Annotated in this window: 12 protein-coding genes; 2 read left to right on the forward strand and 10 right to left on the reverse strand. The window is 32.0% G+C overall.

Annotated elements, in window-relative coordinates:
• Nucleotides 1-10 precede the first annotated feature (10 nt).
• Nucleotides 11-1411: a HAMP domain-containing sensor histidine kinase gene (locus SOM12_RS11945; RefSeq protein ID WP_320493575.1), complete on the reverse strand. Its 1401-nt coding sequence runs from the start codon at nt 1409-1411 to the stop codon at nt 11-13.
• A gap of 4 nt (nt 1412-1415) precedes the next feature.
• Entirely contained in the window at nt 1416-2078 is a 663-nt protein-coding gene (locus tag SOM12_RS11950) for a response regulator transcription factor (protein WP_320493576.1), read from the reverse strand.
• A gap of 200 nt (nt 2079-2278) precedes the next feature.
• On the opposite strand from SOM12_RS11950, the gene SOM12_RS11955 reads away from it, so the two are divergent.
• On the forward strand, nt 2279-4414 hold the full coding sequence (locus SOM12_RS11955) for an LTA synthase family protein (protein WP_320493577.1): 2136 nt from the start codon (nt 2279-2281) through the stop codon (nt 4412-4414).
• An 83-nt stretch (nt 4415-4497) separates the two neighbouring features.
• Here the strand turns inward: SOM12_RS11955 and SOM12_RS11960 are convergent, their stop codons facing one another.
• Nucleotides 4498-5496, reverse strand: coding sequence for a zinc dependent phospholipase C family protein (locus SOM12_RS11960; RefSeq protein WP_320493578.1), 999 nt, complete (start codon nt 5494-5496; stop codon nt 4498-4500).
• Between the two features lie 324 nt (nt 5497-5820).
• Here SOM12_RS11960 and SOM12_RS11965 point away from each other — a divergent pair, with 324 nt between their 5' ends.
• Nucleotides 5821-6621: a hypothetical protein gene (locus SOM12_RS11965; RefSeq protein ID WP_320493579.1), complete on the forward strand. Its 801-nt coding sequence runs from the start codon at nt 5821-5823 to the stop codon at nt 6619-6621.
• Nucleotides 6622-6774: 153 nt separating this feature from the next.
• Here the strand turns inward: SOM12_RS11965 and SOM12_RS11970 are convergent, their stop codons facing one another.
• The 7 genes from SOM12_RS11970 to SOM12_RS12000 all read right to left on the reverse strand — a co-directional run bounded on the left by SOM12_RS11970 (nt 6775) and on the right by SOM12_RS12000 (nt 14273).
• Nucleotides 6775-7740, reverse strand: a complete 966-nt coding sequence (locus SOM12_RS11970) for a YeiH family protein (RefSeq protein WP_320493580.1) — start codon at nt 7738-7740, stop codon at nt 6775-6777.
• A 75-nt stretch (nt 7741-7815) separates the two neighbouring features.
• Nucleotides 7816-8712, reverse strand: a complete 897-nt coding sequence (locus tag SOM12_RS11975) for a LysR family transcriptional regulator (protein WP_095929287.1) — start codon at nt 8710-8712, stop codon at nt 7816-7818.
• Nucleotides 8713-8736: 24 nt separating this feature from the next.
• Nucleotides 8737-9078, reverse strand: a complete 342-nt coding sequence (locus SOM12_RS11980) for a hypothetical protein (RefSeq protein WP_095929286.1) — start codon at nt 9076-9078, stop codon at nt 8737-8739.
• 11 nt (nt 9079-9089) lie between these two features.
• Nucleotides 9090-11117, reverse strand: coding sequence for a hypothetical protein (locus tag SOM12_RS11985; RefSeq protein ID WP_320493581.1), 2028 nt, complete (start codon nt 11115-11117; stop codon nt 9090-9092).
• A 79-nt stretch (nt 11118-11196) separates the two neighbouring features.
• On the reverse strand, nt 11197-11943 hold the full coding sequence (gene fabG / locus SOM12_RS11990) for a 3-oxoacyl-[acyl-carrier-protein] reductase (protein ID WP_095929284.1): 747 nt from the start codon (nt 11941-11943) through the stop codon (nt 11197-11199).
• A 245-nt stretch (nt 11944-12188) separates the two neighbouring features.
• The gene (locus tag SOM12_RS11995; protein WP_141248133.1) at nt 12189-12377 is read right to left on the reverse strand and encodes a hypothetical protein; all 189 of its coding nucleotides are present in this window, start codon (nt 12375-12377) and stop codon (nt 12189-12191) included.
• Nucleotides 12378-12932: 555 nt separating this feature from the next.
• On the reverse strand, nt 12933-14273 hold the full coding sequence (locus SOM12_RS12000) for a DUF4302 domain-containing protein (RefSeq protein ID WP_320493582.1): 1341 nt from the start codon (nt 14271-14273) through the stop codon (nt 12933-12935).
• Nucleotides 14274-14281: the final 8 nt, after the last annotated feature.

A 14281-nucleotide genomic window follows, 5' to 3' on the forward strand; every position in this document is an offset into this window, starting at 1 on the left:
GATTTTAAAATTACTTTAACGAATTATCATATTCTTCAAAAACCAATAATACCTTGGTTCCTTTCCCAATTTCACTTTCAATTTTAAATTTAATCTGTAGCAAATCTGTCATTCGTTTTACTATAAACAAACCAAGTCCTGTTCCTTTTATTTCAGAGTGATTTAAGGAATCTGACCTAAAAAAAGGATTCAAAATAGACTCTAAATCTTTTTTGGCAATCCCAATTCCTTGATCTGAAATATTGCACAAAATTTTATGATTTTCTCTGGATAATGAAATTTTAACTTCACTATTCGGTTTAGAATATTTTATAGCATTTGAAATGATATTTCGAAGAATGGTCACTACTAAATAATTATCAGAATAAATATAAAATTCTTCTTGAGCATCCCAAATCACATTTATTTGTCCAGACTTTATTTTCTCCGTATTTAATGTTAGCACATCCAAAACGACTGCATTCAGATAAACATTTTCTTTTAGAATATTCTGTTTTTGATTCTCAAAACGAGCCATCATGAGCAACTGATCTACAAGCGAATTTAAATGGTCAACTTCATTAATACAATAGTTGATTTTTTCTTCGTATTCCTTGCTATCACGAGGTTTACGAATAAGTACTTCAAGTGTTCCTTTAATTACAGTTAAAGGCGTTCTTAATTCGTGTGAGGCATCAGATGTGAACTGTTTTTCGCGTTCAATCGCATCTTCAATTCGATTCAATAAATTATTAATGGTCTTTGAAAGTGTAAACAATTCATCCCTAGTTTTTGGCAACGGAATTCTTGCTTTCAGATTGTCTTTAGTAATAATTTTAGAAGTTTGAATAATATTATTTATTGGTTTAATACTTCGTCCTGCATAAAATCTTGCTAGAAAAAATAAAATCAAAAGGATGATTGGAAAAGCAACTAGTAAAGTATCCATTAGATTGTCCAACACTTTTGAAGAATCAGAAAGCGACATTGCAATAATCAAATAACCAACTTTTTTAGATTGCACATGAAGCGGCACTTGTATCTGGCGAATTGTACTCCCTAGTAATTTCGTATCAAAAGGATGAAAATGCTCTTTCTTATTATGAAAAACGAGTTTCTCATTTTTTAAATTAGGCGATTTTTCGATAATTTTTTTGTTCAAATCCAAAAACTGAACAAAAATAGGATTTACATCTACTGAATTATGTTCTCTTTCCTCCCATTCTTCGGCATCCATAAAAATTACAGCGCCTTTTTCTATTCTTAGTTCTTTAAAATGGTCCTGAACTTCTATATTTAAATTCTCGTCGATATGATTGTAAACGGTGAGTTTTACAATAAAATATATAGCCGAAAAGACTGCTAAAACCAGCAATCCGGTTCCTACAATATAATTTAATGCAATTCTATTTCTAAAGGATAATGAAGTCATTTTATTAATCATTGGCGATATATCCAATGCCACGGATAGTTTTTATATAATCTTCTTCAATTTTAAGATTGAGTTTTTTTCTAATTGCATTCATAAAAACATCAATAACCCCCGTGTCGTATTCAAAGTTGATTTCCCAGACATCTCTTAAAATCTGATTTCTTGTGCAGACTTTTCCTTTATGCTGAATTAAATAGGCCAACAATTCAAACTCTCGCTGTGTTAGCGAAATTTCTTCCTCACCTTTTAGAACAATATGTCTCGCCAAATCCATCGTAATGTTTCCGAGTGTCAAGGTTTCAGCTTGCTGTTTATTTCTAAAGTGAACTTTAATTCGCTCCACCAATTCCTCGAAGCTAAATGGCTTTTTGATATAATCGTTTGCTCCAGCTTTTAATCCTTCTATAGTTTCCTGAACCGTATCTTTTGCAGTCAAAAAAATGATTGGCGTAGTCTGATCTTTGATTCTGATTGCCTTACAAAGATCTAAACCATTGATTTTTGGCAGCATCCAATCTAAAAGAATCAAGTCAAATTTTTGTTCCTGAACCAATTCAAAACCTTTAGAACCATCGGCTGCGGTCGTAATTTGATAACCTTCTTCTTGCAAACCTTGTTTTAGAAATTGAACAATTCCTACTTCGTCTTCAACTATTAAAATATGCATTTATCGTATCTGATTAAAATTTGAATTTCATTTTTTCAATTCAAAGATAGAAAATTTAACACTGAGTAATAATGGAATACCCTAATAAATAAAGAAAACCAGCATCTTAAGCAAACTTTAAGTTAACGTTAAGTAAGGTAAAAGTGGAACTTAATCTGGCATTAATCAATCGAAAGTAATTTTGTAAAAAAAATAATCTGATGAATTTTTCAAAAAAGCTTTCTCCTTTTTACAATCTATCTTTACTCTATTTTATTGTGAGTTTTACCCTTAGAATTGTATTATTATTTCATCCCATCACTCAAAGTTCGTTTACCTTTTCTGAGAGCTTAAAAATCTTCTCATTGGGTTTAGTATCAGACTTTTTCGTTTTTTCTGTAGCTCTGGCTTTCTTGTGGTTGTATCTTATTTTTATTTCAAATTCAAAATATAACAAACCAAATGGATATATTATACTAGCCGCTTTTTTGGCACTATTACTATATATCGCTTCTGGAAAAAGTATTTTTGATGAATATGGTGGCGCTTTGCCTAGAATCGTTTTGATTTTCGTTTCGATAAAAACACTTCTTTTTGCGCTTTTTCTTTTCTTGCCCAAACACAGAGATAAGATCCGATTTTGGCTTTTTGCTTTTGTGATTTTCCTTTACGTTTTACTGATTTTACAAAACGCAATAAGTGAATTTTTCTTCTGGAATGAGTTTGGTGTTAAATACAATTTCATCGCTGTCAATTACCTAATTTATACTAACGAAGTAATTGGAAACATTATGCAATCTTATCCTGTAGTCCCTATTTTCTCTGCATTATTTATTATCACTGGGATTATTACGTTTTTCATCATAAAAAAATCAAGAAACTATATTGACGAGATTCCTAGTTTTAATGAAAAATTAAAAATTACAGCTATTTACGCCGTTTTATTTGTTTTTTCTTTATTGGCGATTCCTAGTTTGGCTAAAACAGAAAACTCTAAAAATATATTCGTTAACGAATTGCAATCGAATGGCATTTATAAATTCTATCTGGCTTTTCAGAACAATAAATTAGATTATTTTAAATTCTACAAAACGATTCCAAACGAAAAAGCTTTTGCCATATTAAAGGAAAAAATGCCTACTATTTCAGGAACAAACACTTTGCGCGAAATAAAAGAAGATTCGCTTGAACAACGTAAAAATGTAGTTTTAATTACGATTGAAAGTTTAAGTGCCGATTTCATGAAAATGTATGGGAACGAACAAAATATTACACCTTTTCTAGATAGTCTTGCTCAAAAAAGCTTGTTGTTTACAAATGTATATGCAGCTGGAAACAGAACTGTACGCGGTCTAGAAGCCGTAACTTTATGTCTTCCTCCAACGGCTGGAGAAAGCGTTGTAAAAAGAGAGGATAATAAAAACAAATTTTCGACTGGATCTGTCTTTCTTCAAAAAGGTTACAATGTAAAATTCATGTACGGTGGAGATGCGTTTTTTGATAATATGCAGGATTTCTATACTGGGAATGGTTATCAAATTATTGACAAATCTAGTTTTGCCGAAAACGAAGTTACTTTTTCTAACGTTTGGGGAGTTTGTGATGAAGACATGTACAACAAAGCGATTAAAGTGATGAATGCTGAAGCGAAGCAGAATAAGCCTTTTTTCAATCATATTATGACAGTAAGCAATCATAGGCCTTTTACTTATCCTAATAATAAAATTGACATTCCTGGGGATATTAAATCTCGCGATGGCGGTGTAAAATATACCGATTTTGCTTTAAGCCAATTCTTTAAGCAAGCTCAAAAAAAGCCTTGGTTTAAAAATACGGTTTTTGTAATTGTTGCCGATCACTGTGCATCGAGCGCAGGAAAAACGGAACTTCCATTAGATAAATATAGAATTCCAGCTTTAATATATACTCCAAATATGAAGCCTGAAAAATGCACTAAATTGATGTCTCAAATAGATGTTATGCCAACATTATTTGGTCTTTTAAATTTTGATTACCAAAGTAAATTCTTTGGATGTGATGTTTTCAAACCAGATTATCAGCCAAGAGCTTTTATTGCTACCTATCAGGATTTAGGATTAATAAAAGATAATGTTTTGACTATTTTATCTCCGAAACAGCAGATCAAACAGTTTCAATTAAAACAAAATAGCAAAGCTGGTATTTCTCCCGAATTCCAAATTCATTATGATGAAATACCATTGAAAAGAGAAAACAAGAATCTAGTTAACGAAACTATTTCTTATTATCAATCAGCTTCTTACGTATTGAAAGAGAAAGAATATCAGCTTAAAGATTTAGCCAATAAGAATAAAAAATTATACGCAAACATTCGTTAATATAAGCAATCAAAAAAGCCTCAGATCATAAGGAATCTGAGGCTTTTTAAGTTCTATTTCAATATGAAACTTGAAACAAAAATTTAGTCATTCTGATTTTTCATTCCAAATAAATCTCCTTTTTGGAACATTTTCAAATCATCCTGTAAAAATTGATAGTTTCTTTGAGTCACAGCTGGCGCATCTAAATCGCTCAAATCTGGTTTTCCAGCATTTATCCAAGCCGTATACCAGAAACTTGCAGTTGCTGCAATAGCTTTTTTCATTTGGCTTTCAACCATTCCGTTCAATTGTTCGTGCAGTTTTTTAGCATAGTCATCAGAGAAAACAGCTGTATTGTATTTCGTTTTCAATACATTTCCTTCAGCATCCATTTTAAACACTTTGTCTTGCGGAGTTGCTACTCTTAATTTTTTGTCGATATCCAATAAAGGCTGTGCTAAACTGTGCGTATCGTTAATCAAGTCCCAAATTGCTTTGTGAACATCTGGATAATATTGCGCTTCAGGAACATTTAATTTGTAATTTTTAACAAATAACTCTGGCAATCTGCTTTCCCAAAGTGAATGAATTCCTTTTTGGTCTGTTAATTGTCCATCGTGATTTGCAGAAGTATGCAATGGCATGTGTGCATCACCAACATAATGACCTAAATCTGCCGCTAAGAATAAGATTTCAGCTTTATTTTTTTCTTTAAAAGCTTTAGTCAGTTTTGCCATCATTTCTTCCAAATACCATGGCAAGATTCCGTTATCCGATAAGAATTTAGCATCGTATTTTTGTTTCGCTTCTTCTAATGTTTTTGGATAAGTGTCAGCAGCACCAAAGTTTTCCATATCAAAATAGTGTCTTTGGCCTTCTTCTTTATAATTTAAAGCATACTTACGGATATCTGGAACCGAAGCTTCTTGTGTAATAAAATCAATGTGATTGTAGAAAAATATCTGTAATTGTTTTGGTAAAGCCATTACAGCAGCTTTGTTAATACGCTCATGGCCAACATTTCCCCATGACAGCATAATAAAGCCAATAACTAATGCACCGAAAGCGATTAATTTTGGTCTCATTTGGATTTTTTTCATTTGTTTTTTTATTAGAGGGAGCAAATTTAGCTTTAATTAAAGAATACGCAAAAAATACTATCAATAAGATTCTACAATTTTATTTTTTTGAGATTTTAAGCTTTAAAAACAGCATAAGCCTATATTAACACTAATTTTCTTTATACATTTGCTTTACTAACAAAATTTAATTTTATGCGCCAGATTACCTTAAATTTATTTCTACTTATATCTACTTTTTGCTTTGCACAAGAAACTGATTTACAGCTAAAAAATATTAGCGACACCCTATTAAACCCAAAAAGAATTCTTAAAGTTTCTGATCCGTTAAACGGTGAGAAAACAATGCAAAAACTATTTCCTGGCAATTTATATCATCTTTCTGATAAAAACACTTTTATAAGCTGGAAATGCAAATCATGCCAACCTTCTCCCTTTCTTGATGTAAATGGCGTAGAAGGCGATCAAATGTTTCCTTATACAGAAGGCGTTGCCACAAGACTTATAGCTAATATTGATTACAGCGATTCAAAAGGAAATCAATTTAAAATTTTAGCTTTTAACCATTCTGTTCATGACGAAGACGGACTCCAAACAGGGCGTTTTTCTGGTGGATTGTTAGGCGTGGCTAAGTTTGCAAAGAATGATAATGTTTGGGAAATGAGATCTTTCCAACCTGCAGTAGCTGCGTTTGGGGCTTTTGCGCGATGTCCGACTCCTAAATTGGTTGAAATTGGAGAAGATCAATATGCCCTTTCTTTGATTCATGCAAACGGTGGTGCTGGTGGCGCTTATGAAGGCTATCTTTATCTCATTGCTGGTTTTGGCGGGAAATATCAGCCCATTCTGGAAGTCAATAATTATCAGCTAACTAACTCTTCTTTTATTGCTTGGAGCGGATCTTACAAAGTAGTCAATGAGAATTCTAAGAAACATTTTAGAGATATTATCATTACCACAAAAGGAACTTATAATATAAAAGCAAGAGGCGAAGACGAATTTGACGTTGCATTTCCCGAAGAAATTGCAACAATGGCCAAAACCAAAAAAGCATTTGATTTTGAGATTGAAAGACGTTATTCATTCAAAGGAAAATTTTACAAAATGATGGACAAACCTATTGTAAAATTCTCTAATGTAAAATAATAGTTTGAAAAAAACTTTGAGTATAGTTTTACCGCAAAGAGCGCAAAGTTTATTTACCTAAAATTTTGAATAAAACGCAAAGTTCGCAAAGCTTTGCACAAAAAACTTTGCGAACTTTGCGTAATTCTTTGTGCTCTTTGCGGTTAAAAAATATTAGTTCAAATAAAGAATTGATACTAAAGCTAAAACAGCAATAAAAATCCAAAGAAAAACGCCTTGTAGCAATGGCTTTACTCCTACTGCTTTTAAAGTGGCAAAGTTTAAAGTCGCTCCAATTAGGAACAAAGTTATGGTTAGACCAATTTTGGCAATTCCAACAAGATGTCCTGTAAAAATGGCTGTTGACGGAACATACGTATTCACTAGCATTGCTATAACAAACAAACCAATAAAATAAGGGATCTTGATTTTTGAATTCTTGCTTTTAAAAAGAAAAGCGGTCAAGATTGAAATTGGAATAATCCATAAAGCTCTGGCTAGTTTTACTGTTGTGGCAACTTGTAATGCTTCTGCGCCGTATTTATTGGCAGCACCAACTACAGAACTCGTATCGTGAATGGCAATAGCGCACCAAAGACCGAAATCTTTTTGTGACAAATCTAATTGATGCCCAATAAATGGAAAAACAAACAAAGCAATTGAATTCAGTATAAAAATAACTCCCAAAGCAATTGAAGTCTGATTTTCGTTTGATTTGATAACTGGCGAAATGGCTGCGATCGCACTTCCTCCGCAGATTGCCGTTCCGCAAGAAATTAAATGAGACGTTTTTCTTTCTGTTTTAAGCCATTTGCCTAACAATAATCCAAAAAGTAAAGTACTGAAGATTGAAAAAACCGTTAGAACAAATCCTTCTTTACCAGCTGAAACAGCGCTATGGGCATTCATCCCGAATCCTAAACCAACAACCGAAAACTGCAACAAAAATGTAATGGCTTTGTGATTAAATTCTACAAATGGATTCCCGAAAAGATTCACAATTAAAACGCCTAATAAAAGCGCGATCGGCGGAGAAATAATCGAAAATAAACATAAAAGAATTACGGCAAGAAAAAGGACTTGCTGCAAGGACTGATTAATTTCAAATAATTGTGCTGTGGTTTGTTCTTTTGTTTTCAAAATAAATGGGTATTGATATTATGTAGCAAAGTTCCGCTGTTTATATTGAAAACGCCAATCGTAAATTGCAATTGGCTATAACTTCAAGTTATAATGAGATGCTAAATTCTGAATAAACAGTTCTGATAATGAATCTGATTTTCCTTGTAACGTAGCCACATAAAAATATCTTTCTATTGATAACTTTTCTACATCCAAAACAATCAATTCTTTATTTTTCAACTCTTTGCTCACAGCATGAATAGACATAAAAGCAAAACAATCTGAGTTTAGTAAATATGATTTTATGCTTTCTGTACTTCCTAATTGCATTTCTATCTGTAAATCGGTTAGTTTCAAATTTACTTTTTTCAATGCAAATTCTATAACTTCAAGTGTTCCAGATCCGCGTTCGCGAGTTAGAAATTTCATTGATTTCAAATCGTTTACCGAAATTTCATTTTGTTTTACAAAAGGATTATGACTGTTGCAAACCAAAACCAATTCGTCTTTTAAAAACGGAATGTATTTTATAGATTGATTTTTAGATTGTCCTTCTACAATTCCGATTTCAATTTCTTTATTGATTAAGGCATTTTCGATTTGTTCTGTATTTCCATTCAGCAAATTGACTTTTATATCTTTTTGCTTTTGATGAAAACGCGCCAAAACTGGTGAAATAATATATTGTGAAATGGTTGTACTAGCTCCTAGCCTAAGCAAACCTTGACGTTCTTTATTAAAAGAACTCATTTCAAAGTCTATTTCGCGATAGATATCAAAAATACTTTTAGTATATTTTAGAAGGATTTTTCCAGCTGGAGTTAAAGCGATTTTAGAACCGTTTCGTTCAAAAAGTTTGGTTTTATAGGTTTCCTCTAATTCTTGGATATGTTTAGAAACTGCTGGCTGAGTAATATACAGTTCTGTTGCCGCTTTAGTAAAATTAAGGCGGAGCGCAACGGTGTAGAAAACTTTTAGCCTGAAATCCATTTCAAAAAAATTAAAGATAAATAATTATTGCCAATCTATTGGAAATGTTCCAGATTCGTTTAATAATAAAACTAAATTATATTTACCTATTTTTTTATCTTTTCTATAAATATAAACTTTTTTTGAAAATGCTTTTTTAACTAAACTATCGTCTTTTTGAATATCGATCTTATAAGAATTAAAATTAGCAAAATTGAATTTCTTTTCCACACCATCCACAGTAATGTTACCTTTTGCATTTTCATTAATTTTAGTGATCACAAATTGATAGTCATTTCTATTTTCTTTTCTAGCGTTTATGTAAATCCAAAAAAAAATAGCACAAAAAAACAGACTAAAGAAAATGAAAACTTTTTTAAAAGACATAACACTTCATTTTAAAGCAACCCATTATACTTTCTAACAAACCATTCAATTGTTAGTAAAGTAGCAATCAAAATCAATAACCAAACCCAGTCAATAATTGGCGTTTTACTTGAGATATTTTTTTCAATTGATTTGTATTCTTTGTTTTCTAAAAGTGTATTAATCAATTGATCGGCTTGATCTTCGAAGAAAGCTTTTCCTCCTGTTTGCTGAGCCAATTGCTGTAATTTAACCACATCCGGATTTACGAATTGCTTTTCGATATCAAAATCTAAAATTTCAAAATGACTTGCGTATGAAGTATTCGAGTTTAATTCTTTTACTGTAAAGTTATATTTTCCTGCTGGAAGTCCTTCTAAATTAGCCGAGAAAGAATTGCTTCCCTTCAGTAAATCGTAGTTTTTAGTTTGTTTCGTCGCAGCATTTACAACAGTAATGGTAAGTCTGGCTTTTTCATCAAACTCATAATTTTTATTGAAATATTGAGCGTTAATAATGATTTCTTCGCCAGAATTATAAAAACTTTCGTGAGATACTACTAATGATTTCTTTGAAGTCGATGATGCTAAATATTGAATAATCTTATCCATAAAAACATCATATTTCTCAAATGACTGATTATCGACATGACTTTGCAAACGCCATTTCCAGCTATTTTCTCCTAAAAGAAAAGCGGTTCTTTTTCCTTGATTTTCGGCGAAAGCCAATAAAGGTGCATTGGTAGAAACGTTTCTAATTTTTGAAGAAAGCAATACAGACACATTTCCGTTAGTGCTTATATTTCCAAACGGATTTTGCAAAGGCGGGAAATTTTCAAAACCAATATTATCTATTGCAAACAGGTTGAAGGCTGATTGGAATTCACATAAAAAATCTTCTCGCTGATTACTCATTTTAAAAATTAGATTGTTCTGCTGCTGATTTAGAAAATTGAAATCGGTATTGTTTCCTGTTATAATAAAAGTATTTGTCCCTTTTAATTTATTGTTGTCAAATATCGCTTTAAAAGCTGCTGTTGGCTGATATAAAACCAAAACAGAAATACCTTCTAAATCATTAATCTGATTTGGTTTAGCTAAAATCACTTTACGCTGTGCATTAACTTCAATAGAGCGCTTTAAAGCCGCAATATCTGGATGATTTATAGCAGAAACAATTGCAACAGTTGATTTTTGATCTATTATTTCTACTGCAAAATTTTTGACGTTATTATAACTGTTTTTTTCTTTTGCAGATGATTGAATATTGGCTTTATAAATCTGCAATCCTACTTTGTCTGCTGGAAGAAGCAAGTTTAGCGAAACTGTTTTCTTTGATGGCGAGAAAGCTAGTTTTTCTTTTGCTACAACTGTGCTTCCTTGCGTAATGGTAAATTCTGCATTTGTGGTTTTATCTCCTCCATATTGCAGAAAAACTTCAACTGGAAATTTATTTTTGTGAAAAGCGTATTTATTTACGTTTAACTGATTGATTTTTAAATCAAAAAAAGTGGTTGTATCTCCCACAACCAAAGGATAAACTTTATTGACAGGATCAAAACGATATACATAATCGTTTCCTGTAGTTTGATTTCCGTCAGTAATAATGACTGTTGGGAAAATCAGATTTTTGTGGATGCTTTTTAGATTTTTGGCCACTTCGTCTAAATTGGTCTGATTTCCTTTGAAATCAAATTGGTCTGAAGTTTTAAAATCATTATCAAACTGATAGGTTTGAACATCGAATTTTTCTTTTAAAGCTGGATTCGAAACCACTTTTTGATATAATTCAACCGCTTTCTGGTCTGATTTTAAAGCGGCAATAGAACTCGAATTATCAACCACAACTGCCAGAGGCGTTTTGGTAATTTCAAGAGAGTTTTTTGAAATAATCGGATTTATCAATAAAACCAACAATCCGAAAATGGCTAGAAAACGCAAAAAAGCCAAAAGTATAATCACATTGGATTTACTTTTGGCTTTGAAAAAATATTGAAAATACGACAAACCACCAGCAATTACTAAAGAAAGCAATAATAAAAGAATCGTGTTTGTAGTCATAATTTATTCAGTAATTGGAAGATTAATAATTCAAAGATTTCAAAACCTTTGAACCTTTGCAACTTAGCACCTCAGTGCCTTAGGTTAGCATTCCTCCGCAAACATTAAGAACTTGTCCTGTAATGTAAGCACTCATGTCTGAAGCTAAGAAAAGACAAGCGTTTGCAACGTCTTCTGTAGTTCCTCCGCGTTTCAACGGAATACCTTCTCTCCATCCTTTTACTACATCTTCACTTAATTTTGCAGTCATTTCAGTTTCGATAAAACCTGGTGCGATTGCATTGCAACGAATATTACGAGAACCTAACTCAAGAGCTACAGATTTAGTAAATCCGATTGCACCTGCTTTTGAAGCTGCATAATTTGTTTGACCTGCGTTTCCAGAAACTCCAACAACAGAACTAATATTAATGATAGATCCTGCTCTTTGTTTCAAGAAAGTTTTCTGAATCGCTTTTGTCATATTAAAAACCGATTTCAAATTCACATCAATTACTTGGTCAAAATCTGCCTCAGACATACGCATTAACAAATTGTCTTTTGTAATTCCGGCGTTGTTGATTAAGATGTCAACAGTTCCAAAATCTGCTAAAACAGCATCAACAAAAGTCTGAGCTTCGTTAAAATCTGCTGCATTAGATTGGTATCCTTTAGCTTTTACTCCTAAAGCATTTAATTCTGCTTCTAAAGCTTCTGCAGATGCTGCAGATGAGCTGTATGTAAAAGCAACATTTGCTCCATGTTTAGCAAAAACTTCAGCAATTCCTTTTCCAATTCCACGGCTTGCACCAGTAATAATTGCAACTTTTCCTTCTAGTAATTTCATATTCAAAATTAATGTTAATATTTCTTTACAGCTTGCGCCATTACTTATTTGCATTTTCTGCTAAAAAAGAAAATTCCATAAGTTTTACCTACGCTATAAATGACTTGTCAAATATATAATATTTCCCTTTTTAAAAAAAATAGCATTAGTGTAATTTATAAATAAGAGCTTTTCTTTAGCATAAAACAAAAAACCGTTTCAATTTGAAACGGTTTTATTACTTAAAAGTTTACCTAGTAATATAATTAAGGCAAATCAAATTCTGGAGCTGGAATAATCTCAACTGGCTGATCAATACATGGATGAATGTATTGCCCCATTACGGCTCCATCTCCTGTTTGACAATCCCAAGTTAACTCTCCAGCTTTAATACTTCTTTGCTCTTCGCGGTTCAAAATCTCAACTCCTTGAAAATTTAAAATTGATTTTAACATAATTATTTGTTCTTTGGTTTTTTGGTAAACTCAATCCGTTATTGTCTGTTGAGTTTTCAGACATGAAAAATTAATTTCAGCTTTAAATATAAGAAAAAAAGTATAATAAATTTACATAAAGAAAGATTAAACTTAAAAAACAAAAAACAGCTCATAAAAATGAGCTGTTTCCCCCAAAATAAAAAAACAAAACTAAAAATCTTAGAATATGATTTTGCCACATTTTTAAAGATACACTTGTACCAATACTATTTTGTATCCCTAAAAGTCATTGACAGTCTTTAATTGACAGTCTTTATTCGTCTTTATCTTCATTAATCTTATTCATGACTACACACGCAATCGCTACTACTATGGACAGATATAAATAAGGTCTTAAGTATGGATAATAATATTGATTTACAATAAGCAACCCTATTAGCCAAAAGAATATTGCTATAGTTGCAGGTGTAATTATTTTTTTAATCATAATATCTATAAATTAAGAAGTTATATACTTGATTCAGAAATTATGCTGGATAAGAGCAGCTCATTTTTTTGAGCTGCTCTTTAAAATTAATTAAGTTTCCAAGTTGTCATTCTAAACGGACTTGACGCGCTTGTAAATGTATAAACAGGATCTGAGTAGAATAATCTGAAACTTTCTGCTTTTACATAAATTCCTTGCGGATCCATGAAGTATTTATCAATACTTGCCAAGAATGCTGGTGTCGCTAAGGTAGTATTTCCGTTCCATGATTTATGTTTCAAAATCATTTTCTTACCTGCTGCGTCTTCTTCGATAGTAACATGATGCTGTAAAGGAGATCTTCCGACAAAAGTGTAATAGATAAAAGTTCCGATAGCATGATTGCTATAGATTTCAATAGATGCGATACTTTGTCCTGACGGCAACAATGCGTTTACTTTTTCTAGTTCAGCGTAAAATAATGATGAGTTTGCTGGTGAATCGATTGTGTAATCGTCTACAAAGAATCCAAACCAAGCTAATGGCTTACCTGGAAGCAATAGTTTATAATCGTCTGTAAGAACTAGCGGTTTATCGGTATACTTTATAACTGCAGATACGCCACCTGTTCCTGTTGCAGTAAAACTTCCATCAGTATCGTTATAAACAAAATTTGATAATTTTTGTCCACCTACTTCAACTGCAGGACTTACTACAATTCCTGTTGGAGAATATCCTATTCCCATGTTATAGCTTACAGAGTAACCATTTTCAATAGAATTTGAGTTTGCAAAACGCGTTACTGCTGTAAATGAAAAATCAAATTTATGCGTAGTCGTACCATCATTTGTTTCCAATAGTCTAAAAAGTGGTCTTTCTTCTCCTCCAATAACATTCTTTTCCATCAGAAGATTTTTAGGCAATTCTGTCCAATCTTCTGCAGTTGCTTTTACAAAACGTAATTCTTGATTGCTTCTGTTGGTTCTAAAAATGATTTCTCCATTTTCTTGTCCATAGTACAAAAATTGAAAATCTCCTAAATAACCTTTTGCTCTCAATGCCGGAATGGGATAATTGTCTGAATCTGATAAAAGATGAATTCTATTTTTTGTCGTAAAAGTTAAACTCACCGTGCTTCCTACTTGAATCGCGTATTCACTTTTATAAGTAGCTGTATCAGTATCGAAATCTGATGCCATTTGCACAGTTCCATCGTCAGCAAATCTAAATAAATGAGTATATCCTCCTAAAACTGTATTATCTGTAAAATAAACCGCTTTCCACCCGTATTGAGATGAAAGCAGTGCTTCGCTTAACTCTGTTTTTTGCTTATTTAATCGAGCGGTAGGCGTATCATTAAAAAGTTGTTCTGCATCTGTATTATTATTACAGGCGATCAATTGCAGTATTAAAACAGCTGCAAATAAGTACTTATATAGTTGTTTCATTTTCATAA

The sequence above is a fragment of the Flavobacterium sp. CFBP9031 genome, from assembly GCF_034044945.1.
Lineage (GTDB): Bacteria > Bacteroidota > Bacteroidia > Flavobacteriales > Flavobacteriaceae > Flavobacterium.

Bases quoted from the DNA above. Each gene is read 5' to 3' on its own strand.
- SOM12_RS11955 (WP_320493577.1), top strand. From the start codon at position 2,279: ATGAATTTTTCAAAAAAGCTTTCTCCTTTTTACAATCTATCTTTACTC.
- SOM12_RS11980 (WP_095929286.1), bottom strand. From the start codon at position 9,078: ATGTCTTTTAAAAAAGTTTTCATTTTCTTTAGTCTGTTTTTTTGTGCT.
- SOM12_RS11950 (WP_320493576.1), bottom strand. From the start codon at position 2,078: ATGCATATTTTAATAGTTGAAGACGAAGTAGGAATTGTTCAATTTCTA.
- SOM12_RS11960 (WP_320493578.1), bottom strand. From the start codon at position 5,496: ATGAAAAAAATCCAAATGAGACCAAAATTAATCGCTTTCGGTGCATTA.
- fabG (WP_095929284.1), bottom strand. From the start codon at position 11,943: ATGAAATTACTAGAAGGAAAAGTTGCAATTATTACTGGTGCAAGCCGT.
- SOM12_RS11945 (WP_320493575.1), bottom strand. From the start codon at position 1,411: ATGACTTCATTATCCTTTAGAAATAGAATTGCATTAAATTATATTGTA.
- SOM12_RS11995 (WP_141248133.1), bottom strand. From the start codon at position 12,377: ATGTTAAAATCAATTTTAAATTTTCAAGGAGTTGAGATTTTGAACCGC.
- SOM12_RS12000 (WP_320493582.1), bottom strand. From the start codon at position 14,273: ATGAAACAACTATATAAGTACTTATTTGCAGCTGTTTTAATACTGCAA.
- SOM12_RS11985 (WP_320493581.1), bottom strand. From the start codon at position 11,117: ATGACTACAAACACGATTCTTTTATTATTGCTTTCTTTAGTAATTGCT.
- SOM12_RS11975 (WP_095929287.1), bottom strand. From the start codon at position 8,712: ATGGATTTCAGGCTAAAAGTTTTCTACACCGTTGCGCTCCGCCTTAAT.
- SOM12_RS11965 (WP_320493579.1), top strand. From the start codon at position 5,821: ATGCAAAAACTATTTCCTGGCAATTTATATCATCTTTCTGATAAAAAC.